The 19,290-nt window shown below is 52.6% G+C and carries 15 protein-coding genes; 12 read left to right on the top strand and 3 right to left on the bottom strand.

Annotation, left to right across the window (positions count from 1 at the left end):
- Positions 1-29: 29 nt before the first annotated feature.
- From rlmD to eno, 5 genes are all read left to right on the top strand, one after another.
- Complete coding sequence (gene rlmD / locus N7268_RS00690) at positions 30-1,328, top strand: 23S rRNA (uracil(1939)-C(5))-methyltransferase RlmD (protein ID WP_260861447.1); 1,299 nt, start codon at positions 30-32, stop codon at positions 1,326-1,328.
- Between the two features lie 100 nt (positions 1,329-1,428).
- Positions 1,429-3,663, top strand: a complete 2,235-nt coding sequence (relA, locus tag N7268_RS00685; protein ID WP_260861446.1) for a GTP diphosphokinase — start codon at positions 1,429-1,431, stop codon at positions 3,661-3,663.
- 78 nt (positions 3,664-3,741) lie between these two features.
- A complete protein-coding gene (gene mazG / locus N7268_RS00680; RefSeq protein WP_260861445.1) occupies positions 3,742-4,533 on the top strand; it encodes a nucleoside triphosphate pyrophosphohydrolase in 792 nt (263 codons plus the stop codon).
- A 224-nt stretch (positions 4,534-4,757) separates the two neighbouring features.
- Positions 4,758-6,395, top strand: coding sequence for a glutamine hydrolyzing CTP synthase (pyrG, locus tag N7268_RS00675; RefSeq protein WP_198906067.1), 1,638 nt, complete (start codon positions 4,758-4,760; stop codon positions 6,393-6,395).
- 87 nt (positions 6,396-6,482) lie between these two features.
- Positions 6,483-7,781: a phosphopyruvate hydratase gene (gene eno, locus N7268_RS00670; protein ID WP_198906069.1), complete on the top strand. Its 1,299-nt coding sequence runs from the start codon at positions 6,483-6,485 to the stop codon at positions 7,779-7,781.
- A 54-nt stretch (positions 7,782-7,835) separates the two neighbouring features.
- On the opposite strand, the gene N7268_RS00665 is transcribed toward eno, so the two are convergent.
- Positions 7,836-8,660 (bottom strand): MurR/RpiR family transcriptional regulator, encoded by an 825-nt coding sequence (locus N7268_RS00665; protein WP_260861444.1) that lies wholly within the window; start codon positions 8,658-8,660, stop codon positions 7,836-7,838.
- Positions 8,661-8,825: 165 nt separating this feature from the next.
- Between N7268_RS00665 and N7268_RS00660 the strand changes: the two genes are divergently transcribed.
- The 3 genes from N7268_RS00660 (at position 8,826) to queE (ending at position 11,814) form a co-directional block, all read left to right on the top strand.
- Positions 8,826-10,382, top strand: coding sequence for a maltose/glucose-specific PTS transporter subunit IIC (locus N7268_RS00660; protein WP_260861443.1), 1,557 nt, complete (start codon positions 8,826-8,828; stop codon positions 10,380-10,382).
- A complete protein-coding gene (locus tag N7268_RS00655; RefSeq protein WP_260861442.1) occupies positions 10,382-11,071 on the top strand; it encodes an N-acetylmannosamine-6-phosphate 2-epimerase in 690 nt (229 codons plus the stop codon). The genes N7268_RS00660 and N7268_RS00655 overlap by 1 nt, the downstream gene beginning before the upstream one ends.
- 71 nt (positions 11,072-11,142) lie before the next feature.
- Positions 11,143-11,814, top strand: a complete 672-nt coding sequence (gene queE, locus N7268_RS00650) for a 7-carboxy-7-deazaguanine synthase QueE (protein WP_048213069.1) — start codon at positions 11,143-11,145, stop codon at positions 11,812-11,814.
- 98 nt (positions 11,815-11,912) lie between these two features.
- On the opposite strand, the gene queD is transcribed toward queE, so the two are convergent.
- Positions 11,913-12,275, bottom strand: coding sequence for a 6-carboxytetrahydropterin synthase QueD (gene queD, locus N7268_RS00645; RefSeq protein WP_198906073.1), 363 nt, complete (start codon positions 12,273-12,275; stop codon positions 11,913-11,915).
- 438 nt (positions 12,276-12,713) lie between these two features.
- Here queD and cysJ point away from each other — a divergent pair, with 438 nt between their 5' ends.
- The 3 genes from cysJ (at position 12,714) to cysH (ending at position 17,035) form a co-directional block, all read left to right on the top strand.
- Entirely contained in the window at positions 12,714-14,513 is a 1,800-nt protein-coding gene (gene cysJ, locus N7268_RS00640; protein ID WP_260861441.1) for an NADPH-dependent assimilatory sulfite reductase flavoprotein subunit, read from the top strand.
- Entirely contained in the window at positions 14,513-16,225 is a 1,713-nt protein-coding gene (gene cysI / locus N7268_RS00635; protein WP_260861440.1) for an assimilatory sulfite reductase (NADPH) hemoprotein subunit, read from the top strand. The genes cysJ and cysI overlap by 1 nt, the downstream gene beginning before the upstream one ends.
- Before the next feature lie 75 nt (positions 16,226-16,300).
- Entirely contained in the window at positions 16,301-17,035 is a 735-nt protein-coding gene (cysH, locus tag N7268_RS00630) for a phosphoadenosine phosphosulfate reductase (RefSeq protein ID WP_260861439.1), read from the top strand.
- Between the two features lie 52 nt (positions 17,036-17,087).
- On the opposite strand, the gene N7268_RS00625 is transcribed toward cysH, so the two are convergent.
- Positions 17,088-18,125, bottom strand: a complete 1,038-nt coding sequence (locus N7268_RS00625) for an aminopeptidase (RefSeq protein ID WP_260861438.1) — start codon at positions 18,123-18,125, stop codon at positions 17,088-17,090.
- A 254-nt stretch (positions 18,126-18,379) separates the two neighbouring features.
- Between N7268_RS00625 and cysD the strand changes: the two genes are divergently transcribed.
- Positions 18,380-19,288 carry a sulfate adenylyltransferase subunit CysD gene (gene cysD / locus N7268_RS00620; protein ID WP_260861437.1) on the top strand — a complete coding sequence of 303 codons (909 nt, stop codon included), beginning with the start codon at positions 18,380-18,382 and terminating at the stop codon, positions 19,286-19,288.
- Positions 19,289-19,290: the final 2 nt, after the last annotated feature.

Below are 19,290 nucleotides of genomic sequence, written 5' to 3'. Positions count from 1 at the left end.
ACACTGTTAAATAGAGAAACATCTCGTCGATGGCGCAATTCTACTCTGCAAAACGACGCGTGACGACGCGTCAGATCATAACCGTTACCGTCAATGACCTCGATCCCTTTGGTCAGGGCGTCGCTCGACATCATGGAAAGGCCCTGTTTATACCGGAATTGCTGCCCCAGGAAAGCGCAGAGGTTGTCATAACCGAAGATAAAAAACAGTTTGCCCGAGCGCAAGTCAAACGCCGTTTAAACGACAGCCCTGAGCGTGAAGTGCCACGTTGCCCGCATTTTGGTGTTTGCGGCGGCTGTCAGCAGCAGCACGCCAGTATCCCTTTGCAGCAGCGTAGTAAAAGCGCGGCGCTGTCACGTTTAATGAAATGCGACGTTTCAGAAGTCATTGCGGATACGCCGTGGGGCTATCGTCGTCGCGCGCGCTTAAGCCTGAACTATCGGCCTAAAGAAAAGCAACTGCAGATGGGATTTCGCAAATCCGGCTCCAGTGACATTATCGATGTGATGCAGTGCCCCATATTGGTGCCCCAACTTGAGGCGCTTTTGCCTCAGGTCAGAGCCTGCCTGGAAAGCCTGCAAGGGCAGCGACAACTGGGTCATGTCGAACTGGTGCAGGCTGGCAGCGGCACCCTGATGATTCTGCGCCATACGGCGCCGCTGAGTGCAGGCGATAAAGAAAAACTGGAATGCTTTTCGCATTCTCAGGGACTCTCTTTGTTTCTGGCCCCGCAAAGCGAGATACTTGAATCTCTGTCAGGGGATTCCCCCTGGTATGACTCAAATGGACTACGTTTAACCTTCAGCCCGCGCGATTTTATCCAGGTCAATGAAGGGGTAAACCAACAGATGGTTGCCCGTGCGCTGGAATGGCTGGATGTGCAACCCGACGATCGCGTACTCGATCTGTTCTGCGGCATGGGGAATTTTACGCTGCCACTGGCGGCGAAAGCGGCAAGCGTGGTGGGGGTTGAAGGTGTGCCCGCGTTGGTGGAGAAAGGCCGGGAAAATGCGCTGAATAACGGATTGCACAACGTGACATTCTTTCATGAAAATCTTGAGGAGGATGTGACGCTCCAGCCTTGGGCAAGGAATGGGTTTGACAAAGTCTTACTCGATCCTGCGCGTGCGGGGGCTGCAGGTGTGATGCAACATATTATAAAATTAAGCCCTGCTCGCATTGTTTATGTATCCTGTAATCCTGCTACGCTGGCTCGTGACAGCGAAGTGTTGCTCAACGCGGGATACACCATTCAACGACTGGCGATGCTCGATATGTTCCCGCACACTGGACATCTGGAGTCGATGGTCTTGTTTGAGCATAGGTAATAAAACGTATACCCAGTGGATTTCGGGTTGCATTTGGGCTTGAAAGACAACGGGTATGGCTTGTCGACTTCGACAGGCCTGGCCCCTTAAGGAGAGGACGATGGTTGCGGTAAGAAGTGCACATATAAATAAAGCTGGCGAATTTGATCCTAAAAAATGGATCGCGAGTCTGGGGATCTCCAGCCAGCAGTCGTGTGAACGCTTAGCCGAAACCTGGGCGTATTGCCTGCTGCAGACACAGGGGCATCCGGATGCGGATCTGCTGCTGTGGCGCGGTGTGGAGATGGTGGAAATACTCTCCATGCTGAGTATGGATATCGATACCCTGCGCGCAGCAATGCTGTTCCCTCTGGCCGATGCCAATGTCGTTAGCGAAGACGTTCTGCGTGAGAGCGTAGGCAAGTCTATCGTTCATCTGATCCACGGTGTGCGCGATATGGCGGCGATACGCCAGCTTAAGGCAACGCACACCGATTCGGTTTCTTCAGAACAGGTTGATAACGTCCGCCGCATGTTGCTGGCCATGGTGGACGATTTCCGCTGCGTGGTCATCAAACTGGCCGAACGTATCGCTCACCTTCGTGAAGTCAAAGACGCGCCAGAAGACGAACGCGTACTGGCGGCAAAAGAGTGTACAAATATCTATGCGCCGCTGGCCAACCGTTTAGGTATTGGGCAGTTAAAATGGGAGCTGGAAGATTACTGCTTCCGCTATCTCCATCCGGCTGAATACAAGCGCATTGCAAAGCTCCTGCACGAACGTCGCATCGATCGCGAACATTATATCGAAGAGTTCGTCGGGCACCTGCGCTCAGAGATGAAAACCGAGGGCGTGAAAGCGGAAGTCTACGGACGTCCGAAGCATATCTACAGCATCTGGCGCAAAATGCAGAAAAAGCAGCTGGCCTTCGATGAACTGTTCGATGTGCGCGCGGTGCGTATCGTGGCGGAGCGTTTACAGGACTGCTATGCCGCTCTCGGGATAGTGCACACTCACTATCGCCATCTGCCGGATGAGTTCGATGACTACGTCGCTAACCCGAAACCCAACGGTTACCAGTCAATCCATACCGTGGTGCTGGGGCCGGGCGGTAAAACGATTGAAATTCAGATCCGCACCAAACAGATGCACGAAGATGCAGAACTGGGTGTTGCGGCGCACTGGAAGTACAAAGAAGGTACGGCTTCCGGTACCGCGCGTTCCGGTCATGAAGATCGGATTGCATGGCTGCGTAAGCTGATCGCCTGGCAGGAAGAGATGGCGGATTCCGGTGAAATGCTGGATGAAGTCCGTAGCCAGGTCTTTGACGACAGGGTTTACGTCTTTACGCCAAAAGGTGATGTGGTGGACTTGCCTGCAGGTTCCACGCCGCTCGATTTCGCCTACCACATTCATAGTGATGTCGGGCATCGCTGCATTGGCGCAAAAATAGGTGGGCGTATTGTACCGTTTACCTACCAGCTGCAGATGGGCGATCAAATTGAAATTATCACCCAGAAGCAGCCAAACCCCAGCCGCGACTGGCTGAACCCTAACCTGGGATACGTGACCACCAGCCGCGGGCGCTCGAAAATCCACGCCTGGTTCCGTAAGCAGGATCGCGATAAGAACATCCTGGCGGGCAGACAGATCCTTGATGATGAACTGGCGCATCTGGGGATTAGCCTGAAAGAGGCTGAAAAACACCTGCTTCCACGCTACAGCTTTAATGAACTCGATGAGCTGCTGGCCGCGATTGGCGGTGGGGATATCCGTCTGAACCAGATGGTGAATTTCCTGCAGGCTCAGTTCAATAAGCCGAGCGCTGCCGAGCAGGATGCTGCCGCACTGAAACAGCTTCAGCAGAAAACGCAGGCGCCGCAAAACCGTCGCAAAGACGATGGTCGTGTCGTGGTGGAAGGGGTCGGAAACCTGATGCACCACATTGCCCGTTGCTGCCAACCGATCCCGGGTGATGAAATTGTCGGTTTTATCACTCAGGGGCGCGGTATTTCTGTCCATCGGGCCGATTGCGAACAACTGGCCGAGCTGCGATCACATGCGCCGGAACGTATTGTTGATGCGGTTTGGGGCGAAAGCTACTCGGCGGGGTATTCGCTGGTGGTTCGCGTGCAGGCCAACGATCGCAGCGGTTTATTGCGTGATATCACCACGATTCTGGCTAACGAGAAGGTGAACGTACTGGGTGTTGCCAGCCGTAGCGATACCAAACAGCAGCTCGCCACTATCGATATGACTATCGAAATCTACAATCTGCAGGTGCTTGGACGCGTGCTCGGCAAGCTCAACCAGGTACCGGATGTGATCGACGCTCGTCGTCTTCACGGTAATTGATATTTCCTCATAGACCGGAGGGTGCTGCTATTGCCTCATCCTCCGGCCTACATATTGAATTGTTTTCAGGACACACCCATGAACCAAATCTACCGACTGCTCGGTATTATGCAGCGCCTGCGCGACCCGGAAAACGGCTGTCCGTGGGATAAAGAGCAGACTTTCGCCACGATTGCTCCTTACACCCTTGAAGAAACCTACGAAGTGCTTGACGCCATTGCGCGGGAAGATTTCGACGATCTGCGCGGCGAGCTGGGCGATCTGCTGTTCCAGGTAGTGTTTTACGCACAGATGGCGCAGGAAGAAGGGCGGTTTAATTTTGATGATATTTGCGCGGCCATCAGCGATAAGCTCGAACGTCGTCATCCCCATGTATTTGCTGATGTTACTGCCAGCAACAGCACTGAGGTACTGACTCGTTGGGAGCAAATCAAAACCGAAGAGCGCGCAGAGAAAGCGCAGCATTCAGCGCTGGACGATATTCCTCGCAGTTTACCGGCATTAATGCGCGCCCAGAAAATCCAGAAACGTTGCTCAAATGTCGGTTTCGACTGGACGACGTTAGGACCGGTCGTCGATAAGGTCTATGAAGAGATCGACGAGGTGATGTTTGAGGCGAAGCAGGCCGTTATAGACCAGGCTAAACTGGAGGAGGAAATGGGCGATCTGCTGTTTGCCACGGTTAACCTGGCACGCCATTTGGGCACCAAAGCAGAGACTGCATTGCAAAAAGCAAACGAGAAATTTGAACGACGTTTTCGTGAGGTTGAGCGAATTGTAGCCGCTCGGGGTTTGGAAATGACAGGTATTGATCTGGAAACCATGGAAGAAGTCTGGCAACAGGTAAAACGGCAGGAAATTGATCTCTAAGGGGTTTCGTCGGTCAAGCGCGATTTGTGTGATTTTTTAAATAACAAGCGATTGATTTACGTCAAAAACATTTACCTCAAAGGGGCTATTTTCTCACTCCCGATGTTAATGTGAGCCTGGTGAAGAGGAGGAATAATGAAAGTTTGTGGCGCTCGTCATGTTCGGGTATACTACTTTCCCGTCTTGGTTATTCCATCGTTTCACCCTAACTTCTCAGGTCCAGCATGACAACGAACTATATTTTTGTGACCGGCGGGGTCGTATCCTCTCTGGGTAAAGGCATTGCCGCAGCATCCCTGGCAGCCATTCTTGAGGCACGTGGCCTCAACGTGACCATGATGAAACTGGATCCGTATATCAACGTTGATCCAGGTACTATGAGTCCAATCCAACACGGGGAAGTGTTCGTTACTGAAGACGGCGCTGAAACCGACCTGGACCTGGGTCACTACGAGCGTTTCATTCGTACCAAAATGACTCGCCGCAATAACTTCACTACCGGGCGTATCTACTCCGATGTCCTGCGCAAAGAGCGCCGTGGCGACTATCTGGGTGCGACCGTTCAGGTTATCCCGCACATCACCAATGCGATTAAAGAACGCGTCCTTGCCGGTGGCGAAGGGCACGATGTCGTGCTGGTTGAAATCGGCGGTACGGTCGGTGATATCGAATCCCTGCCGTTCCTGGAAGCGATTCGTCAATTAGCGGTAGATATCGGTCGTGAGCATGCGCTGTTTATGCACCTGACCCTGGTGCCTTACCTGGCAGCGGCTGGTGAAGTCAAAACTAAACCGACTCAGCACTCCGTAAAAGAGCTGTTATCTATCGGTATTCAGCCTGACATTCTGATCTGTCGTTCAGATCGTGCGGTTCCGGCCAACGAACGTGCAAAAATTGCATTGTTCTGTAATGTGCCAGAAAAAGCCGTTATTTCGATGAAAGATGTCGATTCTATTTATAAAATTCCAGGCCTGTTGAAATCTCAGGGTCTTGACGATTATATTTGTAAACGATTCAGCTTGAACTGTCCGGAAGCAAATCTGTCAGAATGGGAACAGGTTATCTTCGAAGAAGCGAACCCGGCAGGCGAAGTGACTATCGGTATGGTCGGCAAGTACATTGAACTGCCGGATGCCTATAAGTCAGTGATTGAAGCGCTTAAGCACGGTGGTCTGAAGAATCGTGTCACCGTTAACATCAAGCTGATTGATTCGCAGGATGTCGAAACGCGCGGTGTTGAGATCCTGAAAGGTCTTGATGCAATCCTGATCCCTGGCGGCTTCGGCTACCGTGGTGTTGAAGGTAAAATCGCGACGGCGCGCTTTGCGCGTGAGAACAATATTCCTTATCTGGGCATTTGCCTGGGTATGCAGGTTGCGTTGATTGAGTTTGCTCGTAACGTAGCGGGAATGGACAACGCCAACTCCACGGAATTTGTGCCAGACTGTAAGTACCCAGTGGTGGCTCTGATTACCGAATGGCGTGATGAAGACGGCAACGTTGAAGTCCGTACCGAGAAGAGCGATCTGGGTGGCACAATGCGCCTTGGCGCGCAGCAGTGTCAGTTGAGCGATGACAGTCTGGTTCGTCAGATGTACGGCGCGCCGACCATTGTTGAACGTCATCGCCACCGCTACGAAGTCAACAATATGCTGTTGAAACAAATTGAAAATGCGGGTCTGCGTGTTGCAGGCCGTTCCGGTGATGATCAGTTGGTCGAGATCATTGAGGTACCGAATCATCCGTGGTTCGTGGCCTGTCAGTTCCACCCGGAATTTACTTCCACGCCTCGTGATGGACACCCGCTGTTCGCCGGCTTTGTGAAAGCCGCCAGCGAATATCAAAAGCGTCAGGCGAAGTAAGAAGTAAAAAAGTTAGAACGGCAATGCACCCATTCGGGTGCATTGTTTGTCTGGAGTTTTAGTTTAACTTGTACTGAGGAAAATCTAATGTCCAAAATCGTTAAAATCATCGGTCGTGAAATCATCGACTCCCGTGGTAACCCGACTGTTGAAGCCGAAGTACACCTGGAAGGTGGTTTCGTTGGTATGGCAGCAGCTCCGTCAGGTGCTTCTACTGGTTCCCGCGAAGCACTGGAACTGCGCGATGGCGACAAATCCCGTTTCATGGGTAAAGGCGTACTGAAAGCAGTTGGCGCGGTTAACGGCCCGATTGCTCAGGCTCTGCTGGGTAAAGATGCTAAAGATCAGGCTGGCATCGACAAGATCATGATCGATCTGGACGGTACTGAAAACAAATCTAACTTCGGTGCAAACGCCATCCTGGCTGTGTCCCTGGCTAACGCCAAAGCGGCTGCAGCTGCTAAAGGTCTGCCGCTGTATGCTCACATCGCTGAGCTGAACGGTACTCCGGGCAAATTCTCCATGCCGGTTCCGATGATGAACATCATCAACGGTGGTGAGCACGCTGACAACAACGTAGACATCCAGGAATTCATGATTCAGCCAGTTGGCGCGAAAACGCTGAAAGAAGCTGTACGCATGGGTTCTGAAGTGTTCCATAACCTGGCTAAAGTTCTGAAAGCGAAAGGTATGAACACTGCTGTTGGTGACGAAGGTGGCTATGCGCCGAACCTGGGTTCCAACGCTGAAGCGCTGGCTGTTATTGCTGAAGCGGTTAAAGCAGCAGGCTACGAGCTGGGCAAAGACATCACTCTGGCGATGGACTGTGCAGCTTCTGAATTCTACAAAGACGGTAAATACGTTCTGGCTGGCGAAGGCAACAAAGCATTCACCTCTGAAGAATTCACTCACTTCCTGGAAGAACTGACCAAACAGTACCCGATCGTGTCCATCGAAGATGGTCTGGACGAGTCTGACTGGGACGGTTTCGCATACCAGACTAAAGTACTGGGCGACAAAATCCAGCTGGTTGGTGACGATCTGTTCGTAACCAACACCAAGATCCTGAAAGAAGGCATCGAGAAAGGCATCGTTAACTCCATCCTGATCAAATTCAACCAGATCGGTTCTCTGACCGAAACTCTGGCTGCGATCAAAATGGCGAAAGACGCTGGCTACACTGCTGTCATCTCTCACCGTTCTGGCGAAACTGAAGACGCTACCATCGCTGACCTGGCTGTTGGTACCGCTGCAGGCCAGATCAAAACGGGTTCTATGAGCCGTTCTGACCGCGTTGCTAAATACAACCAGCTGATTCGTATCGAAGAAGCACTGGGTGAACAAGCTCCGTACAACGGTCGTAAAGAGATTAAAGGCCAGGCATAATCGCCCGCTTTTAACGCTTAATAAAAACCCGCTTCGGCGGGTTTTTTTATGTCGTTAAAGCAGTAGCGGTAGGGTAGCGCTGGCGGTTTGCTGGCTCACATCGCTGTAGTTTTCATCCAGCGCAATAAGCGAAGTCGTGAGCAATTCTACCAACAGCATGACGCCTACCTTGGCATTGAGCGCGCCGGCACTCAGTGGACCTTCTGGTTTAGCCGCGACCAGTTGAATATCACTCAGCGAAGCCAGCGGACTGCTTGGCGTATTGCTCAGCGCCAGTACGCGTACGCCTTGCTTACGCGCCAGTTTTACGACATGCAGCAGATCGCGAGTAGAGCCTGAACTGGAAATCGCCACCACGAGCGTGTTTTTGCTCAGCGTTGTTGCATTCATGGCTGCACGATGCATGTCGCTGAACAATTGCGCGGGTTTACCCAGACGCAGGAGTTTGTAATGCAGATACTCTCCCAGTATGGCGCTGGCCGCTACGCCATAAATCTGTACCGACTGGGCCTGATGCAGCGCAAGGGCTGCCGCTTCCAGTAATGTCCTGTCGAGTAATTTTGCTGTGTCCTGCAGCGCTTGCACTGATTCATTGACCACATTGTCAATCTCATCACCGCTGTGCTCTACCGGCTGTCCTTGCTGGAGATCAAGTGCCAGCGCCATCTTGAATTCGTTATAGCCCTTACACCCCAGCGTGCGGCACAGACGCGTGACGCTTGCCTCGCTGGTGCCGCTTTCACGAGCGAGCTCGGTAATCGTCAGGTAGACAACGTTTGCCGGGTTGCTCAGCACAAACTCTCCCAACTTCTGTTGTGTCCGACTATATCCATCGATGCTCTGGCGCAATCTCAGCAACAGGTTTTCATTTTCTGACATGCAAAATCCTTAATGCGTTTCTCTGTTGATAGTGTGGCGGAAAGCAGGGGAGAGATGCCAGTCATTTTAAAAAAGTATGATCGGCTTCCTGGATTTTGATGATAATTTTCATTTTTAATAATTAATGTGGTAAAAATTTTCATCATTAGTCGAGGGGATGAAAAAATGATGCAAATATTTAGCGGTGCCTCGTCAGGCGCCTGGTTTGAAAAGGCGCAGCGGTTTGGCAAATCGTTCATGCTGCCGATTGCGGTACTGCCTGCAGCGGGCCTGTTGTTAGGTATTGGTGGGGCGCTATCGAATCCAAACACATTGACGGCTTATCCGTTTTTGGATGTTGACTGGTTGCAGGCAATCTTCACTATCATGACCAGTGCGGGTTCCATTGTGTTTGCCAATCTGTCAGTGCTCTTTGCGGTTGGGGTCGCGGTGGGGTTGGCGAAAACGGATAAAGGCACCGCAGGGCTTGCGGCATTACTGGCATTTTTGGTGATGAATGCCACCATCAACGCGTTGCTAACACTCAACGGAACGCTGGCGCACGAGAATCCAGGTGCCGTTGGTCAGGGGATGACGCTGGGTATTCAGACACTGGAGACGGGCGTATTTGGTGGCGTCGTCATTGGCCTTGTAACGTGCGCGCTGCATAGCCGCTTTAATAAGGTCTCATTACCACAGTTCCTCGGCTTTTTTAGCGGCTCGCGTTTTGTACCGATTATTAGCTCACTTGCCGCGATTGTCGTCGGTGCTGCGATGACAGTGATTTGGCCGCATTTCCAAAAACTTATTTTTGGTCTGGGCGGGCTTGTTGATGCAACGGGCTATCTGGGTACGCTGCTGTATGGCTTCATTCTGCGTATGCTTGGCCCACTGGGTTTACACCATATCTTTTATTTGCCGTTCTGGACAACGGCGCTGGGCGGTAGCGAAATCGTCAACGGTCAACTGGTTGAAGGGACGCAGCGTATTTTCTTTGCTCAGCTTGCCGATCCGAATACGCAGCAGTTCTATGCGGGCACTTCGCGCTTTATGTCTGGGCGTTTTATCACCATGATGTTTGGCCTGCTGGGCGCATGTCTGGCGATGTACCACACTGCAAAGCCAGAGAACAAAAAGGTAGTCGCCGGACTGCTGTTGTCGGCAGCCCTGACCTCATTCCTGACCGGGATAACCGAACCGATTGAGTTCTCCTTCCTGTTTGTCGCGCCGGTGTTATATGTCATTCACGCCTTCTTCGATGGTCTGGCGTTTATGATCGCGCATATTTTGAATATCACCATTGGGCAAACCTTTTCGGGTGGGCTTATCGATTTCCTCCTCTTTGGCGTGCTACAGGGGGAAGCTAAAACCAACTGGATGTATGTCCCCATGGTGGGAGTACCGTGGTTCTTCCTTTACTACTTCACCTTCCGCTATTTGATTAATCGCTTTGGCTGGCTGACGCCTGGTCGTGAAAACGCCACTGTGTCGGAATCCGCTCTGCCTCAAAGCGAACGCGCAGCGGCAGTCATCGCTGGTCTGGGAGGCAAAGAGAATCTGGAAGAGGTGGACTGTTGCGCCACACGTTTACGCGTGACGGTGAAAGAGGGCAGTAAGGTAGACGAAGCGGCGCTGAAAGCGACAGGAGCGCGTGGCGTAATTATTCGCGGCAACGGTGTTCAGGTGATTTATGGCCCGCATGTCACCATCATTAAAAATGAAGTTGAAGAGATCTTATCGTAATGAAAACTGTACTGGATTCCCTGAAAGGTAAATTAATCGTCTCCTGCCAGGCGCTGGAAAATGAGCCCCTGCATAGCCCGTTTATTATGTCGCGTATGGCACTGGCGGCAGCACAGGGTGGTGCGGTAGGGATTCGTGCGAACAGTGTCGTGGATATTCGCGCCATCAAAGAGAGTGTCTCTCTGCCGGTCATTGGGATTATCAAACGCGATTATCCGGGGAGTGACGTGTTTATCACGGCTACGTTGCAGGAAGTGGATGAACTCATGTCCGTTGAGCCGGAGATGATTGCCCTGGACGCCACCGCGCGTCCGCGTCCCGGAGGACAAACGCTGGCAGAGTTGGTCACGCAGATCCGCGCTCGCTACCCGTCCGTGCTGCTGATGGCGGATATCGCCAGCGTAGATGAAGCGGTTACCGCTGAGCGCCTGGGTTTTGACTGCGTGGGAACCACTCTTTACGGCTATACAGCAGAAACCGCCGGACATGTGCTGGCGGAAAACGACTGCGGTTTTTTACGTGAGGTACTGGCCGCGGTCAGCGTACCGGTGGTGGCGGAAGGGAACGTCGATACCCCGGAACGTGCCGCACGATGCCTGGCATTAGGCGCACACACCGTGGTGGTCGGAGGGGCTATCACACGTCCACAGCAGATAACGGCACGCTTTGTCGCGGCGATCGCCTCGTAAAGCATCGATGGGGCATGATACTTTGGCGGGGATCTGCGATAATTATCGTTTATCCCCCTATTGAGAATGCTATGCAGTACCCGATTAACGAGATGTTCCAGACCCTGCAAGGCGAGGGTTACTTTACCGGCGTCCCCGCTATTTTCATTCGTTTACAGGGATGCCCGGTCGGCTGTGCCTGGTGCGATACCAAACACACCTGGGATAAGCTTGAGGATCGGGAAGTCTCCCTCTACAGCATCCTGGCGAAAACGAAAGAGAGTGATAAATGGGGCGCGGCGAGCAGCGAAGATCTGCTGGCTGTGATTCAGCGTCAGGGCTATACCGCGCGTCATGTGGTGATCACCGGTGGCGAACCCTGTATTCACGACCTGATGCCGCTGACCGATTTGCTGGAAAAGAATGGCTTCAGTTGTCAGATCGAAACCAGTGGCACACATGAAGTGCGCTGTACGCCGAATACTTGGGTGACCGTATCGCCGAAGGTGAATATGCGCGGCGGCTATGACGTGCTGTCACAGGCGCTGGAACGTGCCAATGAAATCAAACATCCGGTAGGTCGCGTTCGCGATATTGAAGCGCTGGATGAACTGCTGGCGACGTTGAGCGATGAGAAACCACGCATTATTGCTCTGCAGCCCATCAGTCAGAAAGAAGATGCCACGCGTTTATGTATTGATACCTGTATCGCCCGTAACTGGCGTCTGTCGATGCAAACACACAAGTATCTGAATATCGCCTGATAAATATTGCCGGGTGCGGTTCGCTTGCCCGGCCGGGCTTGTTGATATGTGTTGGCCGGATAAGATGCGACGCGTCGCCATCCGGCACATGTACAACATCACTCGCCGCGATATACGCAGCCTGCCGTGCAGGTTTCTTTCACCATGACGGCACTCAGCAGAGGGACAACAGGTTTAACCTGATCCCAAATCCATTTTGCCAGCACTTCACTGGTGGGATTTTCTAAGCCAGGAATATCGTTCAGGTAGTAGTGATCAAGCCTGTCATAGGTCGGCTTAAACGCCGCTTTAAGCTCGGCAAAATCCATAATCCAACCGGTATGTGGATCGACTTCACCGGTAATTTCAAGACGCACCATAAACGAGTGACCATGCAGGCGGCCACACTTATGCCCTTGTGGTACATGCGGCAGGTGGTGAGCGGCTTCGAAGGTGAAATCTTTAAACAAGGTGGTGGACATTATTTACTCTCAAGAATGAAAAAAACCGCCGTAGGGTACCGTAAAGTACAATTTTTATCATTAGTTAAAAGGGCGCTGCGTATCAGAACGCCATATTTATACAGTTAGTATTTAATAACCATTTATATATCAAATATTTATTAAATCGCTTTTGTCGTTAATAACTATAACTAAAACAGGTTAGTCCATTTGGTTATTTGTTATTTCCATCCCTTCTTTAATTGTTACTATCACCGCCGTTACCCTAATACTCGTCATACTTCGAGCTGCATGTGCGTTGGCTTCACTCTCTTATCCCAGTCACTGACTTCAGTAAGCTCCTGGGATTCGTTCACTTGCCGCCTTCATGCAACTCGAATTATTTAGAGTATTTTCATTTCTTTTTTTGGTGCCATTTGGGCGCGAAAAACAGCTTTGCTTACTGGAACATGACAACGCATGACGACACAGGCCCCACCTTCCGCTTTGCTTCCGCTTAACCCGGAGCAACTGGCACGCCTTCAGGCGGCCACGACCGATCTCACGCCCTCGCAGCTTGCGTGGGTTTCTGGCTATTTTTGGGGCGTGCTGAATCAGCAGCCAGGCAGCAATGCTGTTGTTCCGGCACCTGCGGCTGAAATGCCGGGCATTACCCTGATTTCTGCCTCACAAACCGGTAATGCCCGTCGCGTGGCGGAAGCCCTGCGCGACGATCTGCTGGCGGCAAAGCTTAATGTCACCCTGATCAATGCTGGCGACTATAAATTCAAACAAATTGCTAACGAGAAATTGCTGGTTGTGGTGGCATCGACCCAGGGGGAAGGTGAGCCGGCAGAAGAAGCCGTGGCGTTGCATAAATTCCTGTTCTCTAAAAAAGCGCCGAAACTGGATAACACCGCGTTCGCCGTGTTTGGTCTTGGTGATACCTCTTACGAATTTTTCTGCCAGTCAGGAAAAGACTTCGATACGAAACTGGCTGAGCTGGGCGGTGAGCGTTTACTTGATCGCGTGGATGCGGACGTTGAATATCAGGCCGCCGCCGCGCAGTGGCGTGCCAGGTTGGTTGATGTACTGAAATCGCGTGCGCCAGCGGCAACGTCTGTACAGGCCGCCGCGAGCGGTGCGGTAAACGAAGTCCACACCAGCCCATACACCAAAGAAGCGCCGTTGACCGCTTCGCTTTCGGTGAACCAGAAAATTACCGGTCGTGATTCCCAAAAAGATGTACGCCATATCGAAATCGACCTGGGTGATTCCGGCCTGCGCTACCAGCCCGGCGATGCGCTGGGTGTCTGGTATCAAAACGATCCGGCCTTAGTGAAAGAGATCGTCGAGCTGTTGTGGCTGAAAGGGGATGAACCTGTCACGGTTGATGGGACGTTATTGCCGCTTGCCGAAGCGCTGGAGTGGCACTTCGAGTTGACGGTGAATACCGCCAATATCGTGGAGAACTACGCCACCCTGACGCGCAGTGAAACGCTGCTGCCGCTGGTGGGCGATAAAGCGCAACTGCAACATTACGCCGCGACCACGCCGATTGTTGATATGCTGCGCTTCTCTCCGGCACAACTGGACGCTGAGGCTTTCATCGCGCTGTTGCGTCCGCTGACGCCACGTTTGTACTCCATTGCCTCTTCGCAGGCAGAAGTCGAAAGCGAAGTGCATATCACCGTCGGTGCCGTGCGCTTTGAGGTGGAAGGTCGTGCTCGCGCCGGTGGCGCCTCCGGTTTCCTCGCCGACCGCGTGGAAGAAGAGGGGGAAGTGCGCGTGTTCATTGAGCATAACGACAACTTCCGTCTGCCTGCTAACCCGGAAACCCCGGTGATTATGATTGGACCGGGTACGGGGATTGCGCCTTTCCGCGCCTTTATGCAGCAGCGTGCTGCCGATGAAGCATCGGGTAAAAACTGGCTGTTCTTCGGCAATCCGCACTTTACGGAAGATTTCCTGTATCAGGTGGAATGGCAGCGCTACGTCAAAGAGGGCGTACTGAGCCGTATCGATCTCGCCTGGTCCCGTGACCAAAAAGAAAAAGTCTACGTACAAGATAAACTGCGCCAGCAAGGTGCAGAACTGTGGCGCTGGATTAACGACGGTGCGCACATTTATGTCTGCGGCGATGCCAATCGCATGGCGAAAGACGTTGAGCAGGCATTACTGGAAGTGATTGCCGATTTCGGTGGCATGGATACCGAAGCGGCGGACGAATTTTTAAGTGAGCTGCGCGTTGAGCGCCGTTATCAGCGAGATGTCTACTAATGAGCGAAAAACATCCAGGACCCCTGGTGGTCGAAGGTAAGCTGTCCGACGCGGAACGTATGAAGCTGGAAAGCAACTATCTGCGAGGCACCATTGCCGAAGATTTAAATGACGGTCTCACCGGTGGTTTCAAAGGTGACAACTTTCTGCTGATCCGTTTCCACGGTATGTATCAGCAGGATGACCGCGATATTCGTGCCGAGCGTGCTGAGCAAAAGCTGGAGCCGCGTCATGCGATGCTGCTGCGCTGCCGACTGCCGGGTGGCGTTATCACCACCAAACAGTGGCAGGCGATTGATAAATTCGCCCATGACAACACGATTTACGGCAGCATTCGTCTGACTAACCGCCAGACGTTCCAGTTCCACGGCATTCTGAAGAAGAACGTCAAGCCGGTGCATCAGATGCTGCACTCCGTTGGGCTGGACGCACTGGCGACCGCCAACGACATGAACCGTAACGTGTTGTGCACATCCAACCCGTATGAGTCCGAGCTGCATGCCGAAGCCTACGAGTGGGCGAAAAAGATTTCCGAACATCTGCTGCCGCGCACACGCGCCTACGCGGAAATTTGGCTGGATCAGGAAAAAGTCGCGACGACGGATGAAGAGCCGATCCTCGGGCAAACCTATCTGCCGCGTAAGTTCAAAACAACGGTTGTTATTCCACCGCAGAACGATATCGATCTGCACGCCAACGACATGAACTTTGTCGCCGTAGCAGAAAATGGCAAGCTGGTCGGTTTTAACCTGCTGGTGGGCGGTGGTCTGTCTATTGAGCACGGTAACAAGAAAACCTACGCGCGCACCGCGAGCGAGTTTGGTTACCTGCCGCTGGAGCATACTTTAGCCGTGGCGGAAGCGGTAGTGACGACCCAGCGTGACTGGGGTAACCGTACAGACCGTAAAAATGCCAAAACCAAATATACGCTGGAACGTGTGGGCGTTGAGACTTTCAAAGCGGAAGTGGAACGCCGTGCGGGGATCACATTTGACCCGATTCGTCCGTATGAATTTACCGGTCGTGGCGATCGTATTGGTTGGGTGAAGGGGATCGATAATAAATGGCACCTGACGCTGTTTATTGAGAACGGCCGTATTCTGGATTATCCGGGGCGTCCGCTGAAAACAGGCCTGCTGGAGATCTCGAAGATCCACAAGGGCGAGTTCCGCATTACGGCGAACCAGAACCTGATCATTGCCGGAGTGCCTGAGAGTGATAAGGCGAAGATCGAGAAGATTGCGCAGAAGAGTGGTCTGATGAATGCCGTCACCCCGCAGCGTGAAAACTCGATGGCCTGTGTCTCGTTCCCGACTTGTCCGCTGGCGATGGCAGAGGCGGAACGCTTCCTGCCGACGTTTATCGACAACATCGATACGCTGATGGCAAAGCATGGCGTGAGCGATGAACATATTGTGATGCGTGTAACGGGCTGTCCGAACGGGTGTGGGCGCGCGATGCTGGCGGAAGTCGGCTTAGTCGGTAAAGCGCCAGGCCGTTACAACCTGCATTTAGGCGGAAACCGTATTGGTACGCGTATCCCGCGGATGTTCAAAGAAAATATCACAGAGCCGGAAATTCTGGCGGCTCTCGATGCGCTGATTGGGCGCTGGGCGAAAGAGCGCGAAGCGGGTGAAGGCTTCGGTGACTTTACGATCCGTGCGGGTATTATTCGCCCGGTGCTCGATCCGGCGCGTGATCTCTGGGAATAACATCTCATGGCCTACAGGACTGCTGTAGGCCTGATAAGCATAGCGCTATCTGGCAAGGCAAAAAGTGAGGAACGTATGTCCAGACTCGATCTCAACGCATTGAACGAGTTACCGAAAGTTGAACGTGTGATGGCACTGGCGGAAACCAACAGCCAGCTGGAAAAACGCGATGCGGAAGGACGTGTGGCGTGGGCGCTGGAGAATCTGCCGGGTGAATACGTGCTTTCATCAAGCTTTGGTATTCAGGCGGCGGTCAGTCTGCATCTGGTGAATCAGATCCGCCCGGATATTCCGGTGATCCTCACCGATACCGGGTATCTGTTCCCGGAAACCTACCAGTTTATCGATACGTTAACCGATAAGCTCAAACTGAACCTGAAGGTTTATCGCGCGACCGAGAGCGCTGCCTGGCAGGAAGCGCGTTACGGCAAACTCTGGGAGCAGGGCGTTGAGGGCATTGAGAAATACAATGACATCAACAAAGTGGAACCCATGAACCGGGCGTTGAAAGAACTGAACGCGCAAACCTGGTTTGCCGGTCTGCGTCGCGAACAATCCGGTAGCCGTGCGCATTTACCGGTGCTGGCTATTCAGCGCGGCGTGTTTAAGGTTCTGCCGATCATCGACTGGGACAACCGTACGGTTTACCAGTACCTGCAAAAACATGGTCTGAAGTACCATCCACTATGGGATCAGGGCTATCTGTCAGTCGGGGATACGCATACGACGCGTAAATGGGAACCGGGGATGGCGGAGGAGGAAACCCGCTTCTTCGGGCTGAAACGTGAGTGCGGTCTGCACGAAGGCTGATCGATAAAATGCCCGGTAAAGGTCTGCTGTTACCGGGCGCAATGCTTATGTATTAGCCTGCTTTCGCCAGCTCTTTGACCAGCGGCAGCATGATGCGTACGACGTCGCGGCTGCGGTGTTCAATCCGCCCCGGTAACGCCTTATCGATATGCTGCTGGTTATCCAGCCGTACATCATGCCAGCTGTTACCAGCAGGGAAGGATGCAGTTTTGGCGCGTTGCTGGTAGCCGTCTTTTTTGCCCAGGTTCCAGTTGGTTGCTTCAACGGAGAGCACGGAAATCCCCGCTTTGTCGAAGACCTCTGCGTCGTTACAACATCCTGTTCCTTTCGGATAGTCTTTGTTCAGACCCGGATTAGTCGTAGCCTTAATACCGCGACTGTGCGCGATAGCCAGCGCCCGGTCGCGCGTGAGTTTTCGTACAGCTTCCGGTGTCTTTTTCCCGCTGTTGAAATAGAGCTTATCGCCGACGATCAGGTTATCGAGATTGATCACCAGCAGGGTATTTTTCTTCTCTGCCGCGCTCATTCGTTTGAGCACATTTTCCGCGCCAAGCTTGCCTTCTTCCTCGCCGCTGGTGGCGATAAAGCGAATGCCGTATTGCGTCGGGACATTTTTCAGTTTTTCTGCCAGTTCCAGCATCACACCCAGACCGGCGGCATTATCGTCGATACCCTGCAGTGTTAATCCACCCAGATTGGCATCGGAATCGGCATCGCTCTGCGCAGCGTAGGTATCGAGATGCGCCATGATAATAATTTGTTGTGGCGATTTGCCTTCGTGTGCCGCAATGACGGTGCTGCCCGTGACGTTATGCCAGTTTTTACGGTTGTCTTTGGCGGTGTAGATATAGCGACTATTAAAGGTCCGAATGTCACTGCTATAGCCCATCTGCTGAAATTGCTGACGGATATAATCGGCAGATAACATTTCTGCTGGCGAACCGGTGACCCGGCCTGGAAAAAACGTTGCGATATAACGGGCCTGGGTATTTGCAATCTCTCCAGGCTTCGAAGATGTTGCCTGAGCGGGAAGGATAAAGCACACGCCGAGCGCCAGGGCAGCAGGAAGATGGCGCAATGCGGAAAACATAATGAGTCCTTAAATACCAAGCAGAAATTTTCAGTTGCTAGTATGAAACCGTGATCGCGGTAAAACAATTTCATTTGCTCCTAAATGCCCGAATTTCGGTAGCTTAAGCACTTTTTGATATTTGCTTTTCCAGATCGTTATTCCTTTGAGGAACTACTCATTCCAATTCGTAATTTCATTCGCTCTCCAGCCCTCCCTATAGTCAGCTTATCTACGTATGGTTAGCAAAATAACGGCATTGCATAGGAATGGTTATGGATCAAAAACGACTTACCCACCTGCGACAACTGGAAGCGGAAAGCATCCATATTATTCGTGAGGTGGCCGCCGAGTTTTCGAATCCGGTGATGATGTATTCCATCGGTAAAGATTCCAGCGTCATGCTGCATCTGGCGCGCAAGGCGTTTTATCCCGGCACGCTGCCGTTCCCTCTGCTGCACGTTGATACCGGCTGGAAATTCAGCGAGATGTATGAGTTTCGTGACCGTACCGCGAAAGCCTATGGCTGCGAATTGCTGGTGCATAAAAACCCGGAAGGGGTGGCGATGGGGATTAATCCGTTCGTCCACGGCAGCGCCAAGCATACCGATATCATGAAAACCGAAGGGCTGAAGCAGGCGCTGAACAAATACGGCTTTGATGCTGCGTTTGGCGGCGCGCGTCGGGATGAAGAGAAATCGCGCGCCAAAGAGCGTATCTACTCCTTCCGCGATCGCTTCCATCGCTGGGATCCCAAAAACCAGCGACCGGAGCTCTGGCACAACTACAACGGGCAGATTAATAAAGGCGAAAGTATTCGCGTGTTCCCGCTCTCCAACTGGACAGAGCAGGATATCTGGCAGTACATCTGGCTGGAAAATATCGACATTGTTCCGCTGTACCTGGCCGCGGAGCGTCCGGTACTTGAACGCGATGGCATGCTGATGATGGTGGATGATGATCGTATCGATCTGCAACCCGGTGAAGTGATTAAAAAACGGATGGTACGTTTTCGCACACTCGGCTGCTGGCCGCTGACGGGCGCCGTTGAGTCGAATGCGCAGACACTGCCGGAAATCATTGAAGAGATGCTGGTTTCAACCACCAGTGAACGTCAGGGGCGCGTGATTGACCGCGACCAGGCGGGCTCCATGGAGCTGAAGAAACGTCAGGGGTATTTCTAAGG

The sequence above is a fragment of the Citrobacter sp. Marseille-Q6884 genome (assembly GCF_945906775.1).
Lineage (GTDB): Bacteria > Pseudomonadota > Gammaproteobacteria > Enterobacterales > Enterobacteriaceae > Citrobacter.
The sequence above is the reverse complement of the archived record's forward strand: the minus strand, read 5'-3'. Positions and strand labels throughout refer to the sequence as shown.

Coding starts and splice junctions, on each gene's coding strand:
- N7268_RS00625 (WP_260861438.1), bottom strand. CDS start 18,125: ATGTTTTCCGCATTGCGCCATCTTCCTGCTGCCCTGGCGCTCGGCGTG.
- N7268_RS00660 (WP_260861443.1), top strand. CDS start 8,826: ATGATGCAAATATTTAGCGGTGCCTCGTCAGGCGCCTGGTTTGAAAAG.
- cysJ (WP_260861441.1), top strand. CDS start 12,714: ATGACGACACAGGCCCCACCTTCCGCTTTGCTTCCGCTTAACCCGGAG.
- cysD (WP_260861437.1), top strand. CDS start 18,380: ATGGATCAAAAACGACTTACCCACCTGCGACAACTGGAAGCGGAAAGC.
- mazG (WP_260861445.1), top strand. CDS start 3,742: ATGAACCAAATCTACCGACTGCTCGGTATTATGCAGCGCCTGCGCGAC.
- pyrG (WP_198906067.1), top strand. CDS start 4,758: ATGACAACGAACTATATTTTTGTGACCGGCGGGGTCGTATCCTCTCTG.
- eno (WP_198906069.1), top strand. CDS start 6,483: ATGTCCAAAATCGTTAAAATCATCGGTCGTGAAATCATCGACTCCCGT.
- relA (WP_260861446.1), top strand. CDS start 1,429: ATGGTTGCGGTAAGAAGTGCACATATAAATAAAGCTGGCGAATTTGAT.
- rlmD (WP_260861447.1), top strand. CDS start 30: ATGGCGCAATTCTACTCTGCAAAACGACGCGTGACGACGCGTCAGATC.
- queD (WP_198906073.1), bottom strand. CDS start 12,275: ATGTCCACCACCTTGTTTAAAGATTTCACCTTCGAAGCCGCTCACCAC.
- cysH (WP_260861439.1), top strand. CDS start 16,301: ATGTCCAGACTCGATCTCAACGCATTGAACGAGTTACCGAAAGTTGAA.
- queE (WP_048213069.1), top strand. CDS start 11,143: ATGCAGTACCCGATTAACGAGATGTTCCAGACCCTGCAAGGCGAGGGT.
- cysI (WP_260861440.1), top strand. CDS start 14,513: ATGAGCGAAAAACATCCAGGACCCCTGGTGGTCGAAGGTAAGCTGTCC.
- N7268_RS00655 (WP_260861442.1), top strand. CDS start 10,382: ATGAAAACTGTACTGGATTCCCTGAAAGGTAAATTAATCGTCTCCTGC.
- N7268_RS00665 (WP_260861444.1), bottom strand. CDS start 8,660: ATGTCAGAAAATGAAAACCTGTTGCTGAGATTGCGCCAGAGCATCGAT.